Below are 25,264 nucleotides of genomic sequence, written 5' to 3'. Positions count from 1 at the left end.
TTTTTTTTAACACTTAAATAAGTTTTAAAAATTTAATATTTTTAAATGCAACGAGCGTGGGAATCTTATTTTGATCAATTAATAAGAATGTATGTGGTTGATGAAGACTAGAACTTAAGTTTCCCGTGATGGCGTGCTCATTGCCGAGAGTGTCTTTTAGCCAAATAGTAATAGTTTTGTTTTTTTGAATGGCCTGCTGAATAAATAGTTCAATCTGGAAGTCAGGCATTTGGGGATGTAATTTGAAATTTGAATTTAACTTAATCGTACCTAGTTTTTTTTGGACAACAGCAGTGAATCTATGCCAATTATTTTGTTGAATATCGATCATAACTTTTTCTCCTTCCAGAACACACGTTCGCATTAACATTATATGAACATGTGTTCGCAAAAGTCAAGCGAAATTAGTCAGATCTAATATAATTTTTAAGGCAGACTTGAAAAAAACTAGCAAAAAGTACATTATAAAGTTAATAACTTTTTTAGAGGAGAATCAAGAAAGATGTCAAAAAGGGGAATGCTGATTGTTTTGTCGGGACCTTCCGGGGTTGGTAAAGGAACGGTTAGAAAAGCAATTTTCGCACAGGATAATAACAAGTTTCATTATTCAATATCAATGACGACTAGGAAAATGAGACCTGGGGAGGTTAACGGAAAGGATTATTATTTTGTTAGCAAAAAGGAGTTTCAAGCTGAAATTTCAGCTGGTCAGATGTTAGAATATGCTCAGTATGTTGACAACTATTATGGTACCCCTTTAAAATATGTAAATGAGATGCTTGATGCTGGCAAAGATGTTTTTTTGGAAATTGAAGTCAATGGAGCCATGCAGGTTAGAAAAAAATGTCCAGATGGTTTGTTTATCTTCTTAACACCGCCTGATTTGATGGAGCTACGGCATCGAATTATTGAACGCGGAACAGATGATTTAGCAACTATTGATAAGCGGATGCATAAAGCAGTTGGTGAAATCGAAATGATGCAAAATTATGATTATGCCGTTGTTAATGATGAAGTTCCAGCGGCTGTCGAGAAAATCAAAACAATTATTCGGGCTGAGCGTTGGCGAGTTAAGCGATTTTTGCCAGACTATAAGAAACAATTAGGAGATGTTTTAAAATGATTCTTTATCCATCAGTTGATGATCTTTTGGAAAAGGTCGATTCGCGCTATATGTTAGTGATGTTGGCCAGCAAACGGGCGCATGAATTGGACGCCGGAGCTTTGCCGCTATTGACTAAATATCAGTCAGTTAAAAGTGTTGGAAGAGCACTTGAAGAGATTGCTGCTGGCAAATTAATGATTGATCCCGAAGAAAAAGAAAAATTGTAGTTGCTAACCTATATTAGGATTAAAGCTGACATCTAATCAGACGCCAGCTTTTTTATTTAGTCTTTTCTGGTAAAATAGAGAGTGACTCAGCAAGGAGGAAGAAATTTTGAAGAAGAAAAAAATCTTGATTTGTTTAGCTGGAGGCATCGCTCTCTATAAAGCTGCACCGGTTATTCGCCAGCTCTTAAAAAATGATTTGGCAATCAAGGTTGCTATGACACCGACAGCAGAAAAATTTGTTAGTGCTCTGACCTTTGCTACTTTGATCAAGCAAAAAATTTATCGCCAGCAAGATTGGTTCGAATCTGAAAAAGTACTTCATGTTTTTCTGGCTGATTGGGCTGATGAAATAATTGTTATTCCGGCAACTGCTAACTTGATTGCCAAAATGGCAACGGGGCTAGCAGATGATCTAGTTAGTGCAATTCTATTGGCAGCAAATTGTCCCAAATATATTGTGCCGGCAATGAATGAAAAGATGCTCTTGAATGCGGCTACCCAACGCAATCTTGCTTGGCTCAAAAAAAATGGTGTTAACTTGATGCCAACCAGCAGAGGCCTGTTAGCTGAAGGTTACGCAGGTCGTGGACGTTTGCCTGAGCCAGCAGCGATTTTAGCTTGGTTAAGTGATTGCCAGTTAGCCAAACAAGATTTGAAGGGGAAAAAGGTCTTAGTTTCAGCTGGCCCAACGGTTGAAGCCATCGATCCAGTTCGCTATTTGACTAATCATTCTTCTGGGAAAATGGGTTACGCAATTGCGGAGGTTGCACAAGAACGTGGTGCGCAGGTAACTTTGGTGAGTGGTCCAACTAAATTATCACCTCCCCAGGGAGTGGCTTTAATTCCGGTGACAACTGCTTTACAAATGCAAGCTGAATTAGAAAATCACTATGAAGCAGCTGATTATGTTATTATGGCAGCAGCAGTAGCTGACTATCGACCGGTCAGAGCTGCCCAGCAGAAAATCAAAAAAGGCACTGATAAAATCAATTTGCCACTGGTTCGGAATCCAGATATTTTGTTTGAACTGGGGCAAAAAAAACGACAGCAAGTATTAGTCGGCTTCGCTGCTGAGACACAACAGCTGCTGGTTAATGCTCAAGAAAAATTGTTCAAAAAAAAATTGGATCTTTTGGTAGCAAATGATGTTGCTCGTCAGGATATTGGTTTTGGCAGCAATGAAAATGAGGTCTATTTTTTAAGTCCAACTTCATCGCCATTGCATTTAGCCCAAACCAGCAAACAGCAAGTCGCTGAAAAACTTTTTGATTTGCTGTTAGCTATGACAAAGAGGAAGTGATGCATTTGCAAGCAGCAGCAGTTATTGTTGATGTGCCAGCTCGTCAGACTGATCGCCCGTTTACTTATTTGATTAATGAAAATTTAAAAGATAGTGTCCTGCCGGGGATGCGGGTAGTCGTTCCTTTTGGACGGGCTGACCGTCTGATCCAAGGATTTGTAGTGCAAGTTTTTTCACCAAAGACTGTGCCGGCTAAGCTAAAAGCAATTTATGCAGTTCAAGATATTGAACCGGTATTGAATAATGAGATGTTAGAATTAGCACAGTGGCTAGCGACCCGGACATTTTCATTTCAAATTGCTTGTTTTCAGGCAATGTTGCCCAATGCTTTGCGAGGAAAAACGAAAAAGCAGTTAGTTGTTACTATACCGGATCAATTAGCTCCAGAAATTGTTGAATTCATGGCTGGCAAACCAGCAAAAATAATTGACACTAAACAACTGTCGCCTGAACTCTTGAAAAAGATCCATCAAGAAAAAAGTGCTGGAAAAATTGAAATTCGTTATTTAGTTCAAGCGACGGCCAAACCGCGACAAGAAAAAATCATCATTGGTCAATTAACTAGAACGCAGGCGCTGACCAAAAAGCAGCAGCAGCGTAGCAATGCAGTTCAGCGGCAGCGTTTACTGGCATTTTTAGCTGAACATTATCATCAAGCAATTTCTAAAAGCAGCTTAGAAAAAAAGCTGAATTTATCGGCGGCAACTTTAAATAGAGCTGCCGATCAGGGTTGGTTAAGGATGCAAGAACGTCCGTTGCAGCGTCGAGCTTATGACTTAGATCAAATTACGTCAACTCAGCCGAAGAAATTATCAGTCCAACAAGCAACGGTATATAAACAGGTCGCAATGGCTGTTGAGTCACAAGCGGCAACGACTTTTTTGTTAGAAGGGGTGACCGGCAGCGGCAAGACGGAGGTCTATCTTCAGTTGATTGCAGCAGCTTTAAGGCAGCAACGTAGCGCATTATTATTAGTTCCAGAAATTTCGTTGACTCCGCAGATGGTTGCTCAAGTCGTTGGTCGTTTTGGTAAGCAAGTTGCACTGCTTCATAGTGGATTATCTGCAGGAGAGCGCTTGGATGAATGGCGTCGGATTGAAAATGACCAGGCTAAAGTAGTTGTTGGGGCTCGATCAGCAATTTTTGCTCCAATTAAAAATTTAGGTATCATCATTATTGATGAAGAGCATGAAAGCAGTTACCAGCAGGACAATATGCCGCGTTATCATGCGCGTGATGTAGCTTTGTGGCGAAGTAAGTTTCATCATTGTCCAGTCGTTCTTGGCAGTGCGACGCCTGCTTTAGAGTCACGGGCGCGGGCTCAAAAGAAGGTCTATCATTGGCTACGTTTGACTCAGCGGATCAATACAAAGCCTTTGCCAGAAGTTTCATTGATTGATATGCGTCACGCGGCAAAAGTTAGTCGTGATTCAGATTTTTCCCCCCAGTTGATTGCTGCAATTAAACAAAAGCTGCAACAAAAAGAGCAGATAATTTTACTGCTCAATCGACGCGGTTATGCTTCTTTTGTGATGTGTCGCGATTGCGGTTTTGTTTTGAAATGCCCCAACTGTGACATTACTTTGACTTTACACAAGGATCAACAAGTGATGAAATGTCATTATTGCGGTCACGAAGAAGCAATTCCGCATATTTGTCCTGAATGTGGTGGGCAAAAGATTCGTTATTACGGGACAGGAACGCAAAAGGTTCAAGAAAAATTAACCAAGTATTTTCCAACTAGCCGAATTTTACGAATGGATGTTGACACAACCCGTAAAAAAGGAGCACATGAAAAAATTTTAGCTGCATTTGGTGCTCATCAAGCTGACATTTTATTAGGGACGCAAATGATTGCCAAGGGGCTTGATTATCCAGACGTGACTTTAGTGGGTGTTTTGAATGCCGATACTTCCTTAAGTTTGCCGGATTTTCGTGCAAGTGAGCAAACTTTTCAATTGTTGACTCAAGTCAGTGGTCGGGCTGGTCGGGCTCAAAAAGAAGGCAAAGTGATTATTCAGACCTTTAATCCGCAGCACTATGCCTTACAACTGGCTAAGAAACAAGATTACGAACGCTTTTATGCTTTTGAAATGCAATTGCGGCATCAAGGTGGTTACCCACCATATTACTTTACAATTCAAGTTGCAGCTAGTGCAGTAGTTGAAAAAGTGGCACTCAAGGCGTTGCTTCAGGTGGCAGCTGAATTAAAAACGGTTTTAAGTCCGGGTGCTAAAATTTTGGGACCAGTCCCGCAGATGATTTTAAAGATTAAGAAACGTTATCGTTATCAATTAATCATTAAATATAAACATGAAGAACAGTTAAATCGATATTTGCAAACTTTACTTGAAAGAAGTCAGCGTCAAACTGATTTACAGCTTGATATCGTTCGTGAACCGCATAATTTTATTTAAAAGACCGAGGAGGAATTAATTTGGCAACAATTATTTTTATGGGGACGCCTATTTTTGCTGCAGAAATTTTAAAAGGAATTTTAACTAAAACCGATCACCAAGTTATGGGTGTTGTTACACAACCGGATCGTTACACCGGTCGAAAAAAAGTTTTAACGGCTTCACCAGTTAAACAACTGGCAAAAAAGCATCGGCTAAAAGTTTATCAACCGGAAAGATTAGCCCGCAGCCAAGAATTGACTGAATTGTTGGGCTTGCATGCAGATCTAATTATTACTGCGGCCTATGGGCAATTTCTGCCAGAAAAACTGATTAAGAGTGTAAAAATTGCAGCGATTAATGTTCATGGGTCGTTGTTGCCCAAATATCGTGGTGGAGCTCCAATTCAATATTCATTGATTAATAATGATCAACAAACAGGAATTACTTTGATTTATATGACCAAAAAAATGGATGCCGGTGCAATGCTGGCTCAAAAGACGATTAAGATTATGCCAGAAGATGATGCCGGCAGTTTATTTAAGAAGTTGAGTGTCGTCGGTGAGCAGCTCTTATTGCAAGAATTACCGATGATTATTGCTGGACAGGTAAGGGCGGTGGAGCAAGACGAAACGGCAGTAACTTTTGCACCGATCATTACCGCGGCACAAGAAAAATTATCATTAGCAATGACTGCCCATCAGTTGGATGGAATGATCCGAGCTTTACGACCGCGGCCAGGAGCTTATTTTGCCAATTTTGCTGGCAAACGGACAAAAATTTGGCAAATCAAGCCATTGCCTGAAAAAACGGAATTGGCAGCGGGCCAAATCGTGGCAATTGATCATCGGCTGTTAAAGATTGCAGCTGCAAAGGGAACAGTTTACCAGCTTGAAGTCTTACAGCCGGCGGGGAAAGCTAAACAGTCTATTAGGGATTATTTAAATGGACAAGGGCAAAATTTGACAGTGAAGCAGAGGTTGATTACTGAATGAAGACAAATGCTTGTTTGGATCAGACAGCCCGCTATTTGGCAGTTGATATTCTAACGCGAATTCAGCGGGAAAATTCTTATTCAAATATTTTATTAAACCAGACTTTAATGAAATACCGACTTCCTGTGCAAGATGCAAATTTATTGACTAAGATTGTCTATGGGACTTTGCAGCAGCAATTAACTCTTGAATATTGGTTGAATCCATTTATCAAGCAAAAAAAAGTTTTGCCCTGGGTTAAAGAGCTGTTATTAAGTGCCCTTTTTCAACTTCAATATTTGGATCGGATTCCAGCACGAGCTGTTTTGGATGAATCAATCAAAATTGCGAAAGCTAAGGGACATGATGGTATTCGCAAATTTGTTACCGGTGTCTTGCATGCAGTTTTACGCAGTCAATTACCCGATCCGCACGAAATTGCTGATCCATTTGAGCGAGCTCGGATCGTTTATAGCGTGCCAGGGTGGTTGGTCAACCAATTAGTTACAGAAAATGGTTGGGAAAAAACTAATTTGCTTTTAAGCTCAATCAATCAGCCACCACACCAAGCAATTCGTGTCAATACTTCAAAAATCAGTTTACAGCAAGCTGAAAGGGCTTTGACCGCAGCAGGATTCACTTGGCGACGTAGTCAATTAAGTCCAACTAGTTTGATCATTCAAAGTGGTTTTGCAGGGAATAGTCAGTTATTTAAAAATGGTTCAATCGTTTTTCAGGATGAAAGTGCTGCATGTGTTGTTGCTTCAATGGAAATCAAAGCTGATCAGAAGGTTTTAGATGCTTGTGCTGCTCCAGGTGGTAAAACACTGCAAATTGCCGATCAGTTACAAACAGGTCACGTCTGGGCTTTGGATATTCATGAACACAAAGTTAAATTAATTGAAAAAATGCGGTTCGTTGTGGCTTGCAAGCTAGGGTGACTGCTCAAAAGCTAGATGCTCGCTTGGCTGTCACGAAGTTCACGACTGGCTTTTTTGATCAGATTCTGTTAGATGCACCTTGTTCTGGTATTGGCTTACTACGTCGAAAACCAGAAATCAGATATCGTAAAAATTTGCAAGATATTCATGCTTTAAGCCAGCTGCAGCTGAAATTATTGGAAAATTTGGTCCCATTAGTAAAACTCCATGGTAAAATTACTTATAGTACTTGTACGATCATGCAGACAGAAAATCAACAAGTTATTAAGAGCTTTTTAAAGCAACATCCGCAGTTTAGCCTACAGAATCCAAGAAGAATTGGTCGGGAAATTTTTCCAGATGAATATGAGACAGATGGTTTTTTCATGGCTAATTTGATAAAAAATGCGAATTAAATGGGGGCAATCGTGTGAGCTTTGCATTTAAAAGTAATATCGGCAAGATGCGCAAGAAAAATGAAGATTATGTTGACGTGTTTGAAAATCAGGCAGGGGTAACTTTTGGAGTTGTTGCTGATGGACTTGGCGGTCATCAAGGTGGTGACGTAGCTTCAGAAATGGCGGTTTCTCATTTGGGTCATTTTTTTGAGAAAACTAATTTTTCTGATCCTCAAGCAGGTGCCCAGTGGTTAGAGGCTCAAGTCAAAGAAGAAAACCAACTGATTTTGCAGCGTGCGAATCAATATAGTGATTTAATGGGGATGGGGACAACATTGGTATGTGGTCTCTTCTTTGAGAAACAAGTAGTTTTGGCGAATATTGGCGACAGTCGTGGCTATTTGCTGCGAAATGGGGAATTATTTCAACTGACAGAGGATCATTCATTAGTCAATGAGCTACTGAAACGTGGGGAGATCAGTGTAGAGCAAGCTAAACATCATCCTAAAAAAAATATTATTACTCGAACCTTAGGTATTTCAAATGAAGCAGTTTTAGATCAATATTTAATTGACTTTCAGCCTAATGATCTGTTCTTACTATGTACAGATGGTTTAACTAATATGCTTGAGGATCTAGAAATCAAAAAAATCTTGACGGCAACTGAATCATTAACGACGAAGTGCGAGCTTTTGATTGGTCGTGCTAATAAAATGGGCGGCAAAGATAACATTACTGTTTTATTAGCCTTAGTCGCTAGCAAAGACGAGGTGGATAAAAAATGAGAGCCGGCTACGTTTTAAATGGGCGCTATCAAATCAAAAAAAGCTTAGGTGAGGGTGGAATGGCTAATGTTTATCTAGCCCGTGATTTAATTTTACATCGCCCGGTGGCTGTCAAGTTAATGCGTTTAGATCTGAGAGATGATGCTGCTTCAATTCGAAGATTTCAACGTGAGGCCATCTCGTTAACCAAACTAAGTCATCCTAATATTGTCAGCATTTACGATGTGGGTGAGGATAACGGGATGCAATACTTAGTCACGGAGTATATTGAAGGTACAGATTTAAAAAATTATATTGCTATAAATTTTCCAATTTCTTTTGAAAAAGTTGTTAATATAATGTTACAAATTTTAGCTGCTGTGGCGCACGCGCATGATCATGAGATAATTCATCGTGATTTGAAGCCACAGAATATTTTGATCAATCATCAGGGGCACGTTAAAATTACTGACTTTGGAATTGCTTTGGCAAGTGGTGATTCATTAACACAAACCAATACTTTGATGGGATCGGTACATTATCTATCTCCTGAACAGGCACGGGGGAGTGTAGTCACTAAACAATCTGATCTTTATTCACTGGGAATCATTTTATTTGAATTACTGACGGGTCAAGTCCCATTTCAAGGTGAGACAGCTGTTTCAATTGCTTTAAAACACTCACAAAATCAAATGCCATCAGTTCGCAAGTTTAATCCAGCAATTCCGCAAGCGCTTGAAAATGTTATTTTGCATGCAACTGCTAAGGATTTGCATGATCGCTATCAAACAGCAGCGGAAATGGCTGCCGATTTAAAAACAACTTTATCGCCGGCTCGAAAAAATGAAGCACGCTGGCAGCCTCAAAATTTCGATGATGAAACTAAGCTCCTTGAGCCACTTGATTCTGCTCAGAAAACAACGAAGAAAAATTCCCCAAAACCAATTAAAAAGATTAAAAAGAAATGGTTAATTTTTGGGGGGCTTTTGGCGGCTTTTTTACTTACTTTGCTAATTTTGGCATTAGTTTTTCGCTCAAATTCAGTTAATGTTCCAGATGTAAGTGGAATGAGCCTTAGTGAAGCAACAGCAACTTTAAATTCCAAACAGTTAAAATTGGGTAAAATTGAGCATCAGTACAATGATAAGTATTATCAGGGCCAAGTAATTAGAACATTACCAGTAGCAAAAACTTCGGTTAGACAATCATCGGAAGTAAATTTGATAATTTCTCGGGGACCGCAAAAGGTGAAATTTGGAGATTACCGAGGGCAATCTTTTAAGGAAGTTAAAAAGAAACTTGAAAAAAAAGGTGTAACCGTCTTAAAGTCAAAACATTATTCCAATACGTTTGCGACAGGCGAAATTATCAAACAAAGTCTTGCACCGAACCATCAAGTAATTTGGAAAAATACGACAGTAACCTTTACAGTCAGTTCAGGTAGAAAATCAGTTAGAATTAGAGACTTAACAGGGTATACGCGAAAGAGTGTTGAGGATTACGCCGAAGAATTAGGTCTTGTTTTGCATGCAGAATGGGAAAATACCGATCATAGTAGTCAAAGTGATACAGATTTAGCTGTAGCTCAACGTCCGATCGCTGGAACACGCTTAAAAGCTGGTAGTACTTTAACAGTCTTTTTTGCGGCTGCAAGTACTACCACGCCATCAAGCAGTGGGCAAACGACCACAACTATTCCAAGCCAAAGTCAGACATCAAATGCATCTTCAGCGGCAACTGAGGCGAGTCCATCAGTCAATAGTTCCTCAGTTAAAAGCAATTCGCAAGCTTCATCAAATACGGCTAGCAGCAGTTCCAACGAAAACAGCAATGCAAGTAGTGCATCAGCTACGACAACTTCTAGTTTAAGTAATGAACAATAAAGGGAGGGTTTCATGAAAGGACTGATTTTACAATCATTAAGTGGTTATTACGATGTTTTAGCTTCGGATGTCATTTATCGGACTCGGGCTCGTGGCAATTTTCGCAAACGGCGAATTATACCACTCGTTGGTGATCAAGTTGAATTTAAACCAGCTAGTTTAAAAGAGGGATATCTATTAGAAATTTTTGCCCGCAAAAATAGTTTAGTTCGTCCACCAGTTGCTAATGTTGATGCAGCAATTGTCGTTGTTTCATGTCAGCAGCCAGCTTTTTCAGCTAATTTATTAGATCGTCAATTGGTAATGCTAGAAGCTCAAAAAATTAAACCCGTGATCTATTTTTCAAAGCAAGATCTGCTATCAGATCAGGAATTGAAAAATTTTACAAAAGTTTTTATTGCATATGCTTGCTATCCAGTTTTTGAAGATTCGGTAAAGTTGCAAGAATATCTACAACGACAACTTAAACAGCAAGTATTAGTTGTCATGGGTCAGACTGGTGCTGGAAAGTCGACTTTGTTAAATAAATTTGATCCAACCTGGAATCTGACAACTAGAGAGGTATCGAAAGCTTTAAGTCGCGGTAAGCATACGACGCGAAAAGTTGCTTTAATGGCTTGGAAGGGTAATTATATTGCCGATACTCCAGGTTTTTCATCTTTTGAATTAAAAAATTTGGATAGTCAAAATTTGCGTCAATTATTTCCGGATTTTTGGCCGTTTCAAAGCAACTGCAAGTTCCGCGGTTGTTTACATCAAAATGAGCCAGCTTGTGCAGTTAAAGCAGCAGTTGCGGCAAAAAAGATTGCAGCCAGTCGTTATCAAAGCTATTTGCAATTTTTAGAAGAATTGCAGCAAAAAAAGCCAAAATACAATAGAAGAAAGGATTGATCATTAATGAAAATTGCTCCTTCGATTTTAAGTGCTAATTTTGCTGAACTCGGCAAAGATGTTCAACGAGTTGCTGCTGGTGGGGCTGACTATTTGCATATTGATATTATGGATGGACATTTTGTGCCGAATTTGTCATTTGGTCTGCCAATTATTAAAGCATTGCGTCCAGTGACAGACTTACCGTTTGATTGTCATTTGATGGTTACTAATCCAGCTGATTATGTTCAATTACTAGCAGCTAGTCAAGTTCAGATTATCGGTGTGCATGCTGAAACTACCGCTCATCTTTGTCGCTTGCTGCAGCAAATCAAAGCTGCTGGCTGTCAAGCTGAAGTTGTGATCAATCCAGCTACAAGTCTAACGGTCATTGAAGAAGTTTTGCCATTGGTGGATTCAGTTTTATTAATGACAGTCAATCCAGGTTTTGGTGGTCAAAAGTTTTTGCCATTTGTTTTGAAAAAGGTTCAGCGCCTAGCACGAATCAAGCAACAAAATAATTATCATTTTGAAATTGAAGTTGATGGTGGCATTGACCCTGCAACTATCAAGTTATGTGCCGCAGCCGGGGCGACGATCGCAGTTGCTGGATCATTTATTTTTCAAAATGATCCAGCAAAACAGTTGGCATTATTAAAGGCAGCAGTGGGGGAATGATGATGGAAATCAATTTATTAGTCGGTGGTCCAGTCAAAAATTGGCCTGATAATTTATTGATAAAAAAAAAGACCGCCGTTTGGGCAGGCGCTGATCGTGGCGCTTTATATTTGGTTAAAAATGGAATCCGCCCGCTTCTGGCAATCGGTGATTTTGATTCAGCCACCTCGAGAGAACGAAAGTTGATATTCGCTAAAAGTCAACGAGTGATTACGGATCAACCTGAAAAAGATGATACTGATACTGAATTGGCGGTTAGACATCTTTTGATTGATTATCAAGCGGAGAGAATCAACATTTATGGAGCAACTGGCGGTCGGCTCGATCATTTATTAGCTAATTTATTTTTTGTCATGCGACCAGAGTTTCGGCCACATTTGCAAAAAATTTTTTTATTCGATCGACAAAACTCAATCAGTTTTTTTGGACCTGGTCATTATTCAATTACCCGGGAAACTGATAAAAAATATCTAGCATTTGTTCTTTTGACGAAGGTTGCCAAGCTGTCGTTATACGATGAAAAGTATCAATTAGCAGCTAAAAGCTTTGCTTACCCGCTTTCGCTTGCCAGTAATGAATTTGTTGGTCAGACGGCTAGCTTTTCGTTTGCTAGTGGTGTGATCAGTGTAATTCAAAGCAAAGACTTAAAATAAAAGAGCCTTCATAGACTGATATGAAGACTCTTTTTATTTTTTATACCCGAGTAACTTTTCCGGATTTAAGGGCCCGAGCTGAAACCCAAACCCGCTTCGGCTTACCATCAACTAAGATCCGAACTTTTTGCAAATTTGGTTTCCAAGAACGATTTGTTTGATTTAAAGCATGCGAACGCTTTTTACCAAAAGTTGTTTTCCGGCCGGTAATGAAATCTTTAGCCATTTTATTTCCTCCTAAATATACAAATTCACAGCATTTCTGCTCACTTACTTATTAAAATTAACATAGTTAACGAGTGATTGCAAGACTTTTGTAAAGTAAAAATACTTGGCAGCCATGAGAAATTTTTGAGGTGTTAAATGGCTTGCTTGGTGTTATCATTAAATTTATGATAAAATATCTTTAATTGTGGTGTTCTTAATTTAAGGAGGCTGTCATTTATGGCTGTTAAAATCAAAACACAGTTTGGTGACATTGAGATTACCAATGATGTCATTGCTACCGTTGTCGGTGGAGCTGCGACCGAGATCTTTGGAATCGTTGGAATGGCTAGTAAAAACCAAATCAGAGATAATTTAAACGAGATCCTCAAACGCGATAATTATTCTAAGGGAGTAGTTGTTCGTCAAGAAGACGACGCTGTAGCAGTTGATGTTTACATTATTGTTGGCTATGGTACTAAGATTTCTGAAGTGTGCCGTAATGTTCAAGATAAAGTTAAATATAATCTAAAATCGATGTTAGGAATAACTGCCAACTCTGTTAATGTGATTGTGCAAGGCGTCAGAGTGATCGAAGATTAGCGGTTATTTCAGGAGGTACAGTAGAGTTGAAAGTAAAAGAAATTACGGCAGCGGAATTTAGAAAGATGGTAGCTGTCAGTTCTGAGCGCTTAAATGAAAATGCGGAATTTATTAATTCCTTAAATGTTTTTCCAGTACCAGATGGTGATACAGGAACTAATATGAGTTTATCTTTAGCGAGTGGGGCGAAATATGTAGCTGATTCAACAGCCGAAGATGTTGGTTCTTTGGCTTCAGCGCTGGCCAAGGGACTTTTAATGGGAGCTAGAGGAAATTCTGGGGTTATTTTGTCACAAATTTTCCGTGGCTTTTATAAAAGTACAGAAAAAAAGCAGCGGCTAACAGCTAAAGATTTAGCTGCTGCTTTAACTGGAGGAGTTGAAACAGCTTATAAGGCAGTTATGAAACCTACCGAAGGAACGATTTTGACTGTTGCTCGTCAGGCTGCTAAGGCGGCTAATCAAGCTGCTGGTGCTAATCAAGCTACAGCGAGTGGAGTTATGGCAGCAGCTTTTAAGGCAGCTAAAGTTGCATTAGCGCATACGCCAGAACAGTTGCCAGTTTTAAAAGAAGTTGGTGTTGTTGATTCCGGTGGCCAAGGTTTGACTTTTGTTTATGAAGCTTTTCATGATGCTTTGACTAATGACGTTACAGCTGTCCATAAGACTCATCAGCCAAGCATTGGCGAAATGGATGAGATGGTCAATGCGGCTCATCATCAAAGCGTTCAGAGCCAGTTAAATACTCAGGATATTCGTTATGGGTATTGTACAGAAATTATGGTACGATTGGGTGCTGGACGTTTAGTTGACCAAAAGTTTGACTATGATCAATTTCGTCAGCATTTGAGTGAAATTGGTGACTCATTATTAGTAGTTGCAGATGATGAAATTGTTAAGGTACATGTTCATACTGAACATCCAGGTGAAGTTTTGGCTTATGGCCAGCATTTTGGCTCGCTGATTAAAGTTAAAGTTGATAACATGCGTTTACAGCACGAAACAATCCTTGAACATGATCAACAACAAACTTCAAGTGCTTCAGCAGCAGTTGCAACGCCGACAACGGAAACTGTCAATGGTTACGGGGTAATTGCCATTGCATCTGGGGCTGGCTTGGCAAAATTATTTAAAGGCTTGGGTGCTACTTTGATTTTAAATGGCGGCCAGACAATGAATCCAAGTACCGAAGACATTGTTGAAGCAGTTAAACAAACCGGAGCAAAGAAAGTTATTATTTTACCAAATAATAAAAACATTTTCTTAGCGGCTCAACAAGCTGCTAAGGTTGCTACGGCTAAAGTTGCCGTAGTTCCCAGCAAAACGATCGCTCAAGGCATGACTGCTTTGCTTAGCTTTGATAGTCAGGCAAGTTTATCAGAAAATCAGTCTAGAATGACGAAAGAACTTGATTCGGTTAAGTCTGGACAAATAACAACAGCAGTTCGTGATTCAACAATTGATGGTCAAGAAATTAAAAAGGGTGATTACATGGCAATCGTCGATGGAAAAATCATCTTAACTAATGCAGTGCGAAAAACAGCTGCAGTTGCAATGCTTAAACGAATGTTAAGCGAGGATAGTGAAATCGTTACAATTATCTACGGTGCTGACGGGAATGAAGAAGAAGCTAATGAAATTGCGGCAGCAGCTCATCAGCTTGACGAGGATCTAGAAGTAGAAGTTCATTTCGGTGGTCAGCCAGTTTATCCATATTTGATTTCTGTAGAATAGCTATTTCGTTCTGCTGACTGGTAATGATTTGCCAGTCAGTTTTTTTTAGAAAAGAAGTGATCAATTTGACTAATGTTTTGAATCAGTCGGTTTCAGTTTTAAAGGGAGTTGGACCGAAAACAGTTGCGGCCTTGCAGCATTTGAAAATTTTTACCTTAGAGGATCTGTTAATGGCATACCCATTTCGGTATGATGATTACCGGCCTAAAGCATTGGCAGAACTGATTGATCAAGAAAAAATCACTTTAAGAGGAACAGTTGCTAATCCACCAGTTGTAACCCGCTTTGGAAGAAAGAAAAATCGTTTGAATTTTCGTTTGCTGCTGGATCAAGATGTAATTTTAGTTACTTTTTTCAATCAGGCTTATTTGGCTGACAAAATTGAAACCGGTGCTGAAGTGACTGTCTTTGGAAAATGGGATAGTTCGCGGCAACGTTTAACTGGGATGAAGTTGCTGACTTTTAATCGTAATGATCGACTAGCTGGAATTTATCGGTCTTCAAAAGAAATTAAACAAACTAAATTGCAAAGCTTAATCAAAGAAGCTTATCTAAAATTCAATGCTGAAATCACAAACTTGGTGCCGGCTGATTTACGACAAAGGTATCATTTGTTGGACCGCAAGCAGATGATTCATGATATGCATTTTCCCCTATCAGCGGCAGCGGCCCAAGCAGCAAAACGTTCAGCAATTTATGAAGAATTCTTCTTATTCCAGGCCCGCTTGCAGTATCTGAAACGGATTGATCAAAAGAAGAGCGGCTTGCAAATTAATTATCATAATGATCAAGTGAAGAAGTTTATTTCTGGTTTGCCGTTTGAATTGACAACAGCGCAAAAAAGATCTGTTAATCAAATTTGTCACGACATGCATCGTCCAATTCATATGAATCGTCTTTTACAAGGAGACGTTGGTTCAGGGAAAACCGTCGTAGCGGCAATTGCAATGTATGCTGCCGTGACCGCTGGTTTTCAAGCGGCTTTAATGGCCCCTACTGAAATTTTGGCCGCGCAGCATGCTGAAAAACTGTTTCAGCTTTTTCAACCATGGGGAGTTTCTGTTGGTTTGTTAACTAGCTCGATTACAGCGGGTTCACGGCAGCGCCAGGAACTTTTGCATCAAGTTGCGACTGGCAAAATTAATATTTTAATCGGAACACATGCTTTGATTCAAACTGAAGTCAAGTTTGAGCGGCTCGGTTTGGTGATTACTGATGAGCAGCATCGTTTTGGCGTTAATCAGCGTCAAGCTTTGCGACTAAAAGGCATACAACCAGACGTTTTGGCTATGACTGCTACTCCAATTCCGCGGACGTTAGCTTTGACAACTTATGGGGAAATGGATGTTTCGTTGATCAATGAATTACCAAAAGGACGTAAGCCGGTCAAGACATTTTGGCTTAAACCGACGCAATTACAACAAGCGTTTGATTTTATTAAGCAACAATTAATTAAACAGCAGCAAGCCTATTTAGTAACGCCACTAGTTGCTGAATCTGAAGCTTTGGATCTGCAAAATGCCGAACAGCTTTTTACGGATACGCAGAAATTCTTTTCACCAGAATATCAAGTTGGTTTAATTCATGGTAAAATGAAAAGCGATGAAAAGCAGCGGGTCATGCAGCGTTTCAAATCAGGTAAATTGAATATTTTAGTTGCAACGACGGTAATTGAAGTTGGGGTTGATGTACCCCAAGCTTCAGTAATTATGATTTTGAATGCTGATCGTTTTGGGCTTGCTCAGCTGCATCAATTGCGCGGACGAGTCGGTCGGAGCAATCTGCAATCGTTTTGCTTGCTAATTGCTGATCCAAAAAATGAGGCTGGGATTCAACGGATGCAGGCAATGGTCGCAACGACAGATGGATTTGTAATTGCGCAAAAAGATTTGGAATTGCGTGGACAAGGTGAGATTTTAGGAAATAAGCAATCAGGTCTGCCGGATTTTCGAGTCGGTGATCCAATTAAAGATTTGAAGATTTTAGAGGTTGCTCAAATGGATGCAGCTGAACTTGTACAACGACCAGATTTTGCAACTAATCAACAAACTAGTCAACTGGCGGCTTATTTGCGCTTTAAAGTTCAACCCAAGTTGAGCTTTGACTAAATAAATGATTTATAGGAGTGGTATCATGAAAATAGCAGTTGATGCGATGGGCGGCGATCATGCACCAGCCGCAGTTGTCGCTGGAGTTATTAAAGCTCGTGATCAGTTCACTGATTTAGAGTTTTTATTATTTGGACAGGTTGAGCAAATTCAGCCTTTAGTAAAAGATTCAACCCGAATTAAAATTCTTCCAGCAACTGAAGTTATCAGCATGAATGATGAGCCGGTCCAAGCAGTTCGGCGAAAAAAGGATTCGTCACTGGTTTTAGCTGCTAAAGCGGTTAAGGAAGGTCAAGCAGAAGCGCTCTTTTCCTGTGGCAATACTGGTGCTTTACTGGCAGCAGGCTTGTTGATTGTTGGTCGAATCAAAGGAATTACACGTCCAGGATTATTATCAACTTTACCAATGATTGGTCAGCAAAATGGGGCTTTTAATTTGTTAGACAGCGGTGCCAATGCTGAAAGTAAGCCAGAGCATCTTTATCAATATGCTTTGTTGGGAAAATATTATGCTCAAACGGTGCGCGGGATTGCTAATCCGCGAATTGGTTTACTAAATAATGGGACCGAGCCACATAAGGGCAGTAAAGTTACTCAAGAAGCTTATCAATTGTTAAAGGCCGAGCCAGAAATTAATTTTGTCGGTAACGTCGAAGCCAATGCGGTTTTGAAAAATGCGGCTGATGTTATTGTTGCTGATGGTTTTCTTGGCAACACTTTGCTAAAATCAATTGAAGGAACAGCTAGTGCAATTATGCACTTATTGAAAGAAACGATTATGGCGGGTGGCTTTAGCAGCAAAGCAGGAGCATTGCTTTTAAAACCGACATTTAAAGAACTAAAATCAAAGATGAATCAGGCAAAATATGGTGGAGCAGTCCTACTAGGCGTTAAGGCTCCAGTTGTAAAGGCTCATGGAGCCAGTGATGCGGAAACCGTCTATTATACTTTAGCTCAAATTGAGCAAATGTTGAAAGAAAACATGATTCCTGATTTTGTTAATTACTTTTCAAAAACAACACTTAAAAAAGATTAAGGGAGATAATTATGACTGAAAAAGAAATTTTTGACAAAATTGCCAAGATAATTCATGAGAGATTTGAAGTCGAACTCGACAAGATTACTCCAGAACTGAATTTTACACAAGATTTAGATGTTGATTCAATTGATCTCGTGGAGTTTGTCCTCGAATTAGAGGATACTTTTGGGGCGGAGATTCCAGATGAAGAAGCGGAAAAGATGACGACAGTGGCGGATGTAGTTGCTTACGTTAAAGCACATCAGTCATAAAGCTGAAAAAGTAATGTAAAGGGGCCGTCCCAAAACGATTGTTTTGACAGCGGTCTTTTATTTTAATGATGATTGGTCAAAAATCTCGTGGCTTTAGTCGTGGGATAGATAAGGCTTTGTCCCTCCGGCAACCTGGGGACATAAAAGGCATTGGTAATTATCGTGTTAATCATAGTTACTTGGTAACTTTGCAGTGATGTATCTATGCAAATTGTGGTTCAGAATCTATTAGGGTTCATGGCTCACAAGCTAATGACTTTAGCCATTGGTGGTTGACTAACTAGGGAAGTCTTGATTTTAAATAAAAGAGGAGATCAACTTTGATTAGCGGATTAACCCAGATGCTAAAAGAACAGTTTGGAATTGATTTTAAGAAAACAGAATTATTAGATGAAGCTTTCACTCATGCTTCGTATGTCAATGAACATCCAAAGGAAAATTTGAAATATTATGAACGAATTGAATTCTTAGGTGATGCGGTCATGCAGCTGTGTGTTTCAGAGTATCTATTTATTCGATTTCCTAACTTACCGGAAGGAAAGCTTTCACGTTTAAGAGCAGCGATGGTTTGTGAGGACAGTTTTAGTAAGTTCGCGGTAGAATGCAGCTTTGATAAATATATTCGGTTAGGTAAAGGTGAGGAAAAAGCCAAGGCTCGCCAGCGGCCGTCATTACTTTGTGATATTTTTGAATCATTTATTGGAGCTTTATACTTGGACCAAGGGAAAACAGTTGTCGATCAGTTTATTAGGCAAGTTGTCTTTCCTAAAATTGATCTTGGCTGGTTTGACCATTTGCTTGATCATAAAACCGAGTTGCAGGAGTATTTGCAACGTAATGGTGATGTAAATATTGAATACCAAGAACTGGCTGATTTTGGCCCAGAAAATGACAAAAGCTATCAAATGACGGTTAGTGCTGATGGGAAAACACTCGGTGTTGGAACTGGCCATTCAAAAAAGGCGGCTGAACAAGCAGCAGCCAAACAAGCGCTGCAAACTTTACTAGCAGCCAAACGAGCTGATTAAGGAGCAGTAGCGATGAAACTCAAGTCACTAACATTGAATGGTTTTAAATCTTTTGCTGAAAAAACTACGATTGAATTTCGTCACGGTTTAACAGCAATTGTTGGTCCCAACGGCAGTGGCAAAAGTAATTTGATTGAAGCAATTAGGTGGGTTTTAGGTGAGCAATCAGCAAAAAGTTTGCGCGGTTCAAAGATGCCCGATGTGATTTTTGCTGGTTCAACTAAACAGCAAGCGTTAAATCGGGCAGAAGTTGAATTGCTCCTGGATAACAGCGACCATTTTTTGCCAATGGAAAGCACCGAAATTGCCATTGACCGGCGAATTTATCGAAATGGCGAAAGTGAATATTTACTAAATGGCAAAAATGTTAGGTTGAAGGATATTACGGATTTATTGTTAGATACTGGTCTGGGCAGAGATTCTTTTTCAATTATTTCTCAAGGGAAAGTTGAGCAGATCTTTAGCAGCAAACCAGTGGAACGTCGGCAAATCATTGAAGAAGCTGCTGGAATTTTAAAATATAAGCAAGAGCGAACGAGTGCTCAAAATAAATTAGTTGAGACTGAGGACCATTTGCTGCGGGTCGCAGATATTATTAGTGAATTAGCGACGCAGCGTGAACCTCTCAAGGAGCAAGCGAGTTTAGCTCATGATTTTTTAGAGCAAAAAGATCAATTAGCTTTTTATGATCGTAGCCGACTTGTTTACGAATTGGAGCAAGCGACTAGCCAACAAGCTATTAATAAACAGCAATTAAGCGGTGCTCAAAAGTCAGTTGCAGTCTGTCAGCGAGCAAAGCAATCTTTAGCGCAAAAAAAAGATCAACTGCAGTCTCAACAAGAAAAGCAATTAGCACTGATTGATCAATTGCAAGGTGAATTGATGCAGACTGTTAGGCAAAAAGAACGTTTAATTGGTCAACAGCACCTTTCACAACAAGCAGCTTCTTATCAGGAAAAACAGAAGCGTGAATTAAAGCAACAAATTGCTGCAGCTAAGCAAAGACAATCAGATTTGAAGCAAGAGTTAAACAGCCTGCAGCAGCAATCAAAGACTTACTTGCATAATTTAGCGGCAACACAAAGCCAAATCAAGAGCTTGCAAAAACAATTAGCTCTAAGTGCCAATGATTTGCAAGAAAAAGTAGAAGAGTTACGTGGACAGATTATTGATAAAATGCAACAGCAAGCATCGCTGAACAATCAAAAACATTATTTAGAAAAAGAGATTCAGCGTCAAAGTCTACAACAAGATGCTTTAACCAAAAAGTTGACGCAACTCCAGCAGCAACAAGCAGCTAAGCACGTTGATAGTCAACAGGTCGCTGAACAATTAGCGGCAAGTCAAAAGAGGCTCCACGAGTTGAATCAAACTGCCGTAGATCTCCAAAACCAAAAAGACCAACTTGAGCAACGAATTTCTGATCAGCGTGAACAATGGTATCAAGCGGCTGGTATTTATCAGCAGACGAAGGCCAAGTATGATAATTTAAAAGAATTGACCCAAGGCTATAATAATTATTATCGTGGTGTTAAAGAGATCCTCTTAGCTAAAAATCAGTTGACAGGAATTGTTGGCTCAGTAGCTGAATTGCTCACAGTTCCCGCACAATTAGCCCCCGCAATTGAAACGGTTTTAGCTGGTCAACTACAAAATGTCGTTGTCAATGATGAACAAGCTGCGAAAAATGCAATTAGTTTTTTAAAACAGCATCATTATGGCCGAGTAACTTTTTTACCACAGACCTCGATCAAACGTCGCCAATTGCGTGCTGATTTAAAGCAAGAATTGGCAGCTTTGCCAGGAGTAATTGGGATTGCCAGTGATTTAATTACTATTTCAGCTGCTAATCAGGCTATTTTGGAATATCTTTTAGGAACTACCGTTATTGTCAAAAAAATTGATGATGCGATTGCTGTTGCCCGTAAGCTAAATTATAGCTGTCGGATTGTTTCTTTAGAAGGCGACGTAATTAATGCCAGTGGTGCTATCGCTGGCGGCTCACGCCGTAAGACGAGTGGCCTGTTATTTCAACAACAGCAATTGGTTAAGTTAACAACTGCTTTAAAAGAAATGAAGGGTAAACTAGCTAAGTTGGAGCAGGTTGGATTGGAAACTAAACAGCGCCAGCAACAAGTGGAGAAGTCAGTTGCTGCGGCACAAACAGCAGTAGCGGCTAAACGGGATGAAGTTCAACAACTTTCAGCTAAATCTCAATTCAAAAAAAATGAAGAGCACCATTTAGCTGAGCAGTTGGCAGCACAAAAATTTGAAGTTCAGCAAAATAATTTAGCAAATAAAAATTTTGCTACTAGTCAACAGCAAGTTGCTAAACAGCGGCAGCAAGTTGCTGAGAAATTAGCTAAATTAAAACAAAACTTTAATGCCTCGCAAGCTGCCTTAGCTAATTTTTCAGCTAGTCGACGTCAGCAAGAACAAAAATTGGCCAAATTGCAACAACAAGCTGCCGTCAGCAAACTGCAGCAGCAAAACTTTCAGCAGCAAGTTACTCAGTTAACCGCCAGATCTGAAAAACTATCAACAGAAATCAAAGCCAAGTTGGCTGCTGTGGCTGAATTGAATCAACCCCAAAAGTGGCAACAACAGCAACAGCTTGACTTGAATTTGAAGCAACTAATTCAAAAACAGCACGATTTAGAAGAACAATTGTCACAAGAAAAGCAAATTCGCCAACAAGTGCAAAAACAGTTAACAACGGTGCAAGCAAACTTGAATCGGCAAACAGAATTATTGCAGCTGCAACAGCAAAAGTTACAGCAAATCGATTTAAAAGTTCAAACAGTCACTAACCAAATTGATCAGAATTTGATGGATTTGAGTCAAAAATATCAGTTGACCTTTGAAGCTGCGCAGCAAATGAAGCGGGAAACTGATTTTAAAGTGATCCAGCGGCAGTTGAAACTTTTACAGCGTGGAATCAGCGAATTGGGAAATGTTAACTTGGGCGCAATTGATGAATATCAACGGGTTGATCAGCGCTATCAGTTTTTGGAGAATCAAAAAGCAGACTTGTTAAAAGCCAAAACTCAGTTACAAGAGAGCATGGCAGAGATCGATCAGCAGGTCAAACAGCGCTTTAATCAAACCTTTACTCAAACAGCCGCTGCTTTTGCTAAAATTTTTCCTGAAATGTTTGGCGGCGGCCAAGCTAGCTTAAAGTTAACGGAACCAGCTGATCTTTTGCAAACGGGTGTAGAAATTATGGCTCAGCCGCCGGGGAAAAAATTACAGCGCTTAAGCTTACTTTCTGGTGGTGAGAAAGCATTGACGGCAATTGTTTTACTATTTGCAATCTTAAAAGTTCGGCCGGTTCCGTTTGTAATTTTAGATGAAGCAGAAGCAGCTTTAGATGATGCTAATGTTGAACGTTATGCGAAATATTTGAAAAAGTTTTGTCAACAAACACAATTTATTGTGATTACCCATCGAAAGGTTACTATGAATTTTGCTGATGTGCTTTATGGTGTAACCATGCAGAAATCTGGAATTTCAAAAATGGTTTCGGTTGCTTTGACCTGATGATAAAAAGGAGGATTTTCAAATGGGCTTTTTTGAAAAGATTAAACAGGCTTTTAGTGGTGATCAACAGCCTAAAGAGGATGCTGAAAGTCAAAAATATGATCAAAGTCTTGAAAAATCAAGGAATACTTTTAGTGCTAAATTAAATAGCTTATTAGCAAATTTTCGGAGTGTTGATGAAGAATTCTTCGATAATTTGGAAGAAACCTTGATTGAAGCAGATGTTGGTTTTGAAACGGCTGTTAAAATCAGTGATGAACTCAAACAAGAGGTCAAATTAAAAAATGCTAAAACTACTCAAGAAGTTGCAGAGACAATTATTCAAAAACTGATCGATCTTTACGAACAAGAAGGTCAAAACGAAGATTACCAGTTACATTATGCGCAAACTGGGCCAACAGTTTTTTTGTTTGTTGGAGTTAATGGCGTCGGCAAAACAACTACGATCGGCAAATTAGCTTTCCGTTTAAAAAAAGAAGGTAAACGAGTTCTACTGGCTGCTGGAGATACCTTTCGCGCTGGAGCAATTGAACAATTGACGCAATGGGGAAAGAAGGTTGGCGTTCCAGTTGTTCAAAAACCAGCTCAAAGTGATCCAGCGTCAGTAGTGTATGATGCTGTTAAAAAAGCTCAACAAGAAAATTATGATGTTCTATTAGTCGATACAGCTGGCAGATTGCAAAATAAAGTCAATTTAATGCGGGAATTAGCAAAGATTTCACGAGTGATCACTCGTGAAGTTCCAACAGCTCCGCAAGAGGTTTTATTAGCTTTGGATGCTACTACTGGGCAAAATGCTTTAAGCCAGGCCAAGCAATTTAAGACAACCACACCTTTGACGGGGATTATTCTGACCAAGCTTGATGGAACAGCTCGTGGTGGAATTGTCTTAGCGATTCGCAATGAATTGCATATACCGGTTAAATTAGTAGGACTAGGTGAAAAAATGAATGATTTACAGGACTTTGACCCTGAGAAATTTGCAGCTGGCTTATTTGGTCAATTATTAGCTCAGAATTATGATGCCTGAGGGTAGAGAAGAGTACTTGAGGGAGCGGGAGCAAAGATGACAATTGAAAAAACTAATCGGATTAACGCATTGCTTGATTTTTATGAACCATTGCTGACAGAAAAACAAACAGTTTATATTGTCTTGTATTATCGCGATGACCTTTCGTTAGGTGAAATTGCAGAAAACTATCACGTCTCACGGCAGGCAGTTTATGATAATATAAAAAGGACCGAACTGATTTTAGAAAAATATGAGAGGAAATTGCATTTATTTCAGCAATATCAAAGCTTAAATCTGAAATTAGATGAGTTAAAAGCTTATGTTCAGCAGTATTATCAAACTGATGGCGAATTGCTGACTTTGGTTGATCAGTTAGAAAACATGGAAGAATAGGATAGGTGATTTGATGGCATTTGAAGGATTGACTGAGCGTTTACAAAATGCGATCGGAAAATTAAAGCGCAAGGGTAAAGTCAGTGAAGCTGATGTTAGAGAAGTTATGCGAGAAATTCGCTTGGCACTATTGGAAGCTGATGTCAATTTTAAAGTTGTTAAAGATTTTGTCAAAAACGTTCGGGAAAAAGCCATTGGCGCTAAAGTTTTGGAAAGCTTGACACCGGCACAGCAAATTGTCAAGATCGTTAATGATGAGTTGACGAAAGTTATGGGGCAAGAAGCCGTTCCTTTAAGTAAAGCAGCAAAGATTCCAACGATCATTATGATGGTTGGACTGCAAGGAGCGGGGAAAACTACTACATTGGCTAAACTGGCACTTAAGCTAAAAACGGAAAAAAAAGCCCGTCCTTTGATGATTGCTGGTGATATTTATCGACCAGCTGCGATTGATCAATTGCAGTCTTTGGGACAGCAGATTGAAGTGCCAGTTTTTTCGTTAGGAACTGATACTTCCCCAGTTGAGATTGTTCGCCAAGGCTTAGCTTCGGCGGCTGAAAAAAAGAATGATTATGTTTTAATTGATACTGCTGGTCGACTGCAAATCGATGAAAAACTGATGGCTGAGTTAGCACAAATTAAAGCACTAGCCCAGCCAGATGAAATTTTGCTGACAGTTGATGCGATGACCGGGCAAAATGCGGTTGAAGTTGCTAAAGGTTTTAATGAGCAACTGGATGTTACTGGCGTAGTTTTGACCAAACTTGATGGTGATACTCGTGGCGGAGCTGCTTTGTCAATTCGCGCGGTAACTGGTAAACCAATTAAGTTTATTGGGCAAGGCGAAAAAATGACCGATCTGGATGTCTTTCACCCAGATCGTATGGCTTCACGGATTTTAGGCATGGGTGATATGCTGACTTTGATCGAGAAAGCTCAGCAAGATTTTGATGAGAAAAAAGCTGTTGAAATGCAAGAAAAGATGCGTGAGAACAGCTTTGATTTTAATGATTTTCTGGATCAAATGGAACAAGTGCAAAAAATGGGACCAATGGATGACCTTATCAAAATGATTCCTGGTTTGGCCAACAATCCGGCTTTAAAAAATTTTCAGATTGATGAAAAACAAATTACTCATATCAAAGCAATTGTTCTCTCAATGACTCCGCAAGAAAGAGAACAACC

General features: G+C 39.5%; 22 protein-coding genes and 1 pseudogene. 21 read left to right on the top strand and 2 right to left on the bottom strand.

The window, feature by feature from the left end:
- Positions 1–13: 13 nt before the first annotated feature.
- The gene (locus ON15_RS05605) at positions 14–331 is read right to left on the bottom strand and encodes a hypothetical protein (RefSeq protein ID WP_010580503.1); all 318 of its coding nucleotides are present in this window, start codon (positions 329–331) and stop codon (positions 14–16) included.
- 171 nt (positions 332–502) lie between these two features.
- Here ON15_RS05605 and gmk point away from each other — a divergent pair, with 171 nt between their 5' ends.
- The 11 genes and pseudogenes from gmk to ON15_RS05550 all read left to right on the top strand — a co-directional run bounded on the left by gmk (position 503) and on the right by ON15_RS05550 (position 12,168).
- Positions 503–1,123 (top strand): guanylate kinase, encoded by a 621-nt coding sequence (gmk, locus tag ON15_RS05600; RefSeq protein ID WP_010580502.1) that lies wholly within the window; start codon positions 503–505, stop codon positions 1,121–1,123.
- Positions 1,120–1,332 carry a DNA-directed RNA polymerase subunit omega gene (gene rpoZ / locus ON15_RS05595; protein WP_010580501.1) on the top strand — a complete coding sequence of 71 codons (213 nt, stop codon included), beginning with the start codon at positions 1,120–1,122 and terminating at the stop codon, positions 1,330–1,332. The genes gmk and rpoZ overlap by 4 nt, the downstream gene beginning before the upstream one ends.
- 106 nt (positions 1,333–1,438) lie before the next feature.
- On the top strand, positions 1,439–2,632 hold the full coding sequence (coaBC, locus tag ON15_RS05590; protein WP_010580500.1) for a bifunctional phosphopantothenoylcysteine decarboxylase/phosphopantothenate--cysteine ligase CoaBC: 1,194 nt from the start codon (positions 1,439–1,441) through the stop codon (positions 2,630–2,632).
- On the top strand, positions 2,632–5,049 hold the full coding sequence (gene priA / locus ON15_RS05585; protein ID WP_010580499.1) for a primosomal protein N': 2,418 nt from the start codon (positions 2,632–2,634) through the stop codon (positions 5,047–5,049). Before coaBC ends, priA begins: the two co-directional genes overlap by 1 nt.
- 20 nt (positions 5,050–5,069) lie before the next feature.
- Positions 5,070–6,023 (top strand): methionyl-tRNA formyltransferase, encoded by a 954-nt coding sequence (fmt, locus tag ON15_RS05580; RefSeq protein ID WP_010580498.1) that lies wholly within the window; start codon positions 5,070–5,072, stop codon positions 6,021–6,023.
- Positions 6,020–7,338 (top strand): annotated as a pseudogene (rsmB, locus tag ON15_RS05575) (16S rRNA (cytosine(967)-C(5))-methyltransferase RsmB). Before fmt ends, rsmB begins: the two are co-directional and overlap by 4 nt.
- Before the next feature lie 14 nt (positions 7,339–7,352).
- Positions 7,353–8,105, top strand: a complete 753-nt coding sequence (locus tag ON15_RS05570; RefSeq protein ID WP_010580497.1) for a Stp1/IreP family PP2C-type Ser/Thr phosphatase — start codon at positions 7,353–7,355, stop codon at positions 8,103–8,105.
- Positions 8,102–9,967, top strand: a complete 1,866-nt coding sequence (gene pknB / locus ON15_RS05565; RefSeq protein ID WP_010580496.1) for a Stk1 family PASTA domain-containing Ser/Thr kinase — start codon at positions 8,102–8,104, stop codon at positions 9,965–9,967. The genes ON15_RS05570 and pknB overlap by 4 nt, the downstream gene beginning before the upstream one ends.
- Positions 9,968–9,979: 12 nt before the next feature.
- A complete protein-coding gene (gene rsgA / locus ON15_RS05560; protein WP_010580495.1) occupies positions 9,980–10,858 on the top strand; it encodes a ribosome small subunit-dependent GTPase A in 879 nt (292 codons plus the stop codon).
- A gap of 6 nt (positions 10,859–10,864) precedes the next feature.
- A complete protein-coding gene (rpe, locus tag ON15_RS05555; RefSeq protein WP_010580494.1) occupies positions 10,865–11,515 on the top strand; it encodes a ribulose-phosphate 3-epimerase in 651 nt (216 codons plus the stop codon).
- Between the two features lie 2 nt (positions 11,516–11,517).
- Positions 11,518–12,168 carry a thiamine diphosphokinase gene (locus ON15_RS05550; protein WP_010580493.1) on the top strand — a complete coding sequence of 217 codons (651 nt, stop codon included), beginning with the start codon at positions 11,518–11,520 and terminating at the stop codon, positions 12,166–12,168.
- A gap of 40 nt (positions 12,169–12,208) precedes the next feature.
- On the opposite strand, the gene rpmB is transcribed toward ON15_RS05550, so the two are convergent.
- The gene (rpmB, locus tag ON15_RS05545; protein ID WP_010580492.1) at positions 12,209–12,394 is read right to left on the bottom strand and encodes a 50S ribosomal protein L28; all 186 of its coding nucleotides are present in this window, start codon (positions 12,392–12,394) and stop codon (positions 12,209–12,211) included.
- 218 nt (positions 12,395–12,612) lie between these two features.
- Between rpmB and ON15_RS05540 the strand changes: the two genes are divergently transcribed.
- From ON15_RS05540 to ffh, 10 genes are all read left to right on the top strand, one after another.
- On the top strand, positions 12,613–12,975 hold the full coding sequence (locus ON15_RS05540) for an Asp23/Gls24 family envelope stress response protein (protein ID WP_010580491.1): 363 nt from the start codon (positions 12,613–12,615) through the stop codon (positions 12,973–12,975).
- Between the two features lie 26 nt (positions 12,976–13,001).
- Positions 13,002–14,708 (top strand): DAK2 domain-containing protein, encoded by a 1,707-nt coding sequence (locus ON15_RS05535; protein WP_010580490.1) that lies wholly within the window; start codon positions 13,002–13,004, stop codon positions 14,706–14,708.
- A 23-nt stretch (positions 14,709–14,731) separates the two neighbouring features.
- Positions 14,732–16,816 carry an ATP-dependent DNA helicase RecG gene (gene recG / locus ON15_RS05530; protein WP_010580489.1) on the top strand — a complete coding sequence of 695 codons (2,085 nt, stop codon included), beginning with the start codon at positions 14,732–14,734 and terminating at the stop codon, positions 16,814–16,816.
- A 25-nt stretch (positions 16,817–16,841) separates the two neighbouring features.
- Entirely contained in the window at positions 16,842–17,852 is a 1,011-nt protein-coding gene (gene plsX, locus ON15_RS05525; protein WP_010580488.1) for a phosphate acyltransferase PlsX, read from the top strand.
- Positions 17,853–17,863: 11 nt separating this feature from the next.
- Entirely contained in the window at positions 17,864–18,106 is a 243-nt protein-coding gene (gene acpP / locus ON15_RS05520) for an acyl carrier protein (protein ID WP_010580487.1), read from the top strand.
- Positions 18,107–18,426: 320 nt separating this feature from the next.
- A complete protein-coding gene (rnc, locus tag ON15_RS05515; RefSeq protein WP_010580486.1) occupies positions 18,427–19,134 on the top strand; it encodes a ribonuclease III in 708 nt (235 codons plus the stop codon).
- Between the two features lie 12 nt (positions 19,135–19,146).
- Positions 19,147–22,674, top strand: coding sequence for a chromosome segregation protein SMC (smc, locus tag ON15_RS05510; RefSeq protein WP_010580485.1), 3,528 nt, complete (start codon positions 19,147–19,149; stop codon positions 22,672–22,674).
- A 22-nt stretch (positions 22,675–22,696) separates the two neighbouring features.
- Positions 22,697–23,704 carry a signal recognition particle-docking protein FtsY gene (ftsY, locus tag ON15_RS05505; protein WP_010580484.1) on the top strand — a complete coding sequence of 336 codons (1,008 nt, stop codon included), beginning with the start codon at positions 22,697–22,699 and terminating at the stop codon, positions 23,702–23,704.
- A 36-nt stretch (positions 23,705–23,740) separates the two neighbouring features.
- A complete protein-coding gene (locus ON15_RS05500) occupies positions 23,741–24,079 on the top strand; it encodes a putative DNA-binding protein (protein WP_010580483.1) in 339 nt (112 codons plus the stop codon).
- 13 nt (positions 24,080–24,092) lie between these two features.
- On the top strand, positions 24,093–25,264 hold a 1,172-nt coding region (gene ffh / locus ON15_RS05495; protein ID WP_010580482.1), incomplete at its 3' end, for a signal recognition particle protein.

The sequence above is a fragment of the Liquorilactobacillus vini DSM 20605 genome (assembly GCF_000255495.1).
Taxonomy (GTDB): Bacteria; Bacillota; Bacilli; order Lactobacillales; family Lactobacillaceae; genus Liquorilactobacillus; species Liquorilactobacillus vini.
Note: the sequence above shows the minus strand (reverse complement) of the source record. Positions and strands in the feature narration are given on the sequence as shown.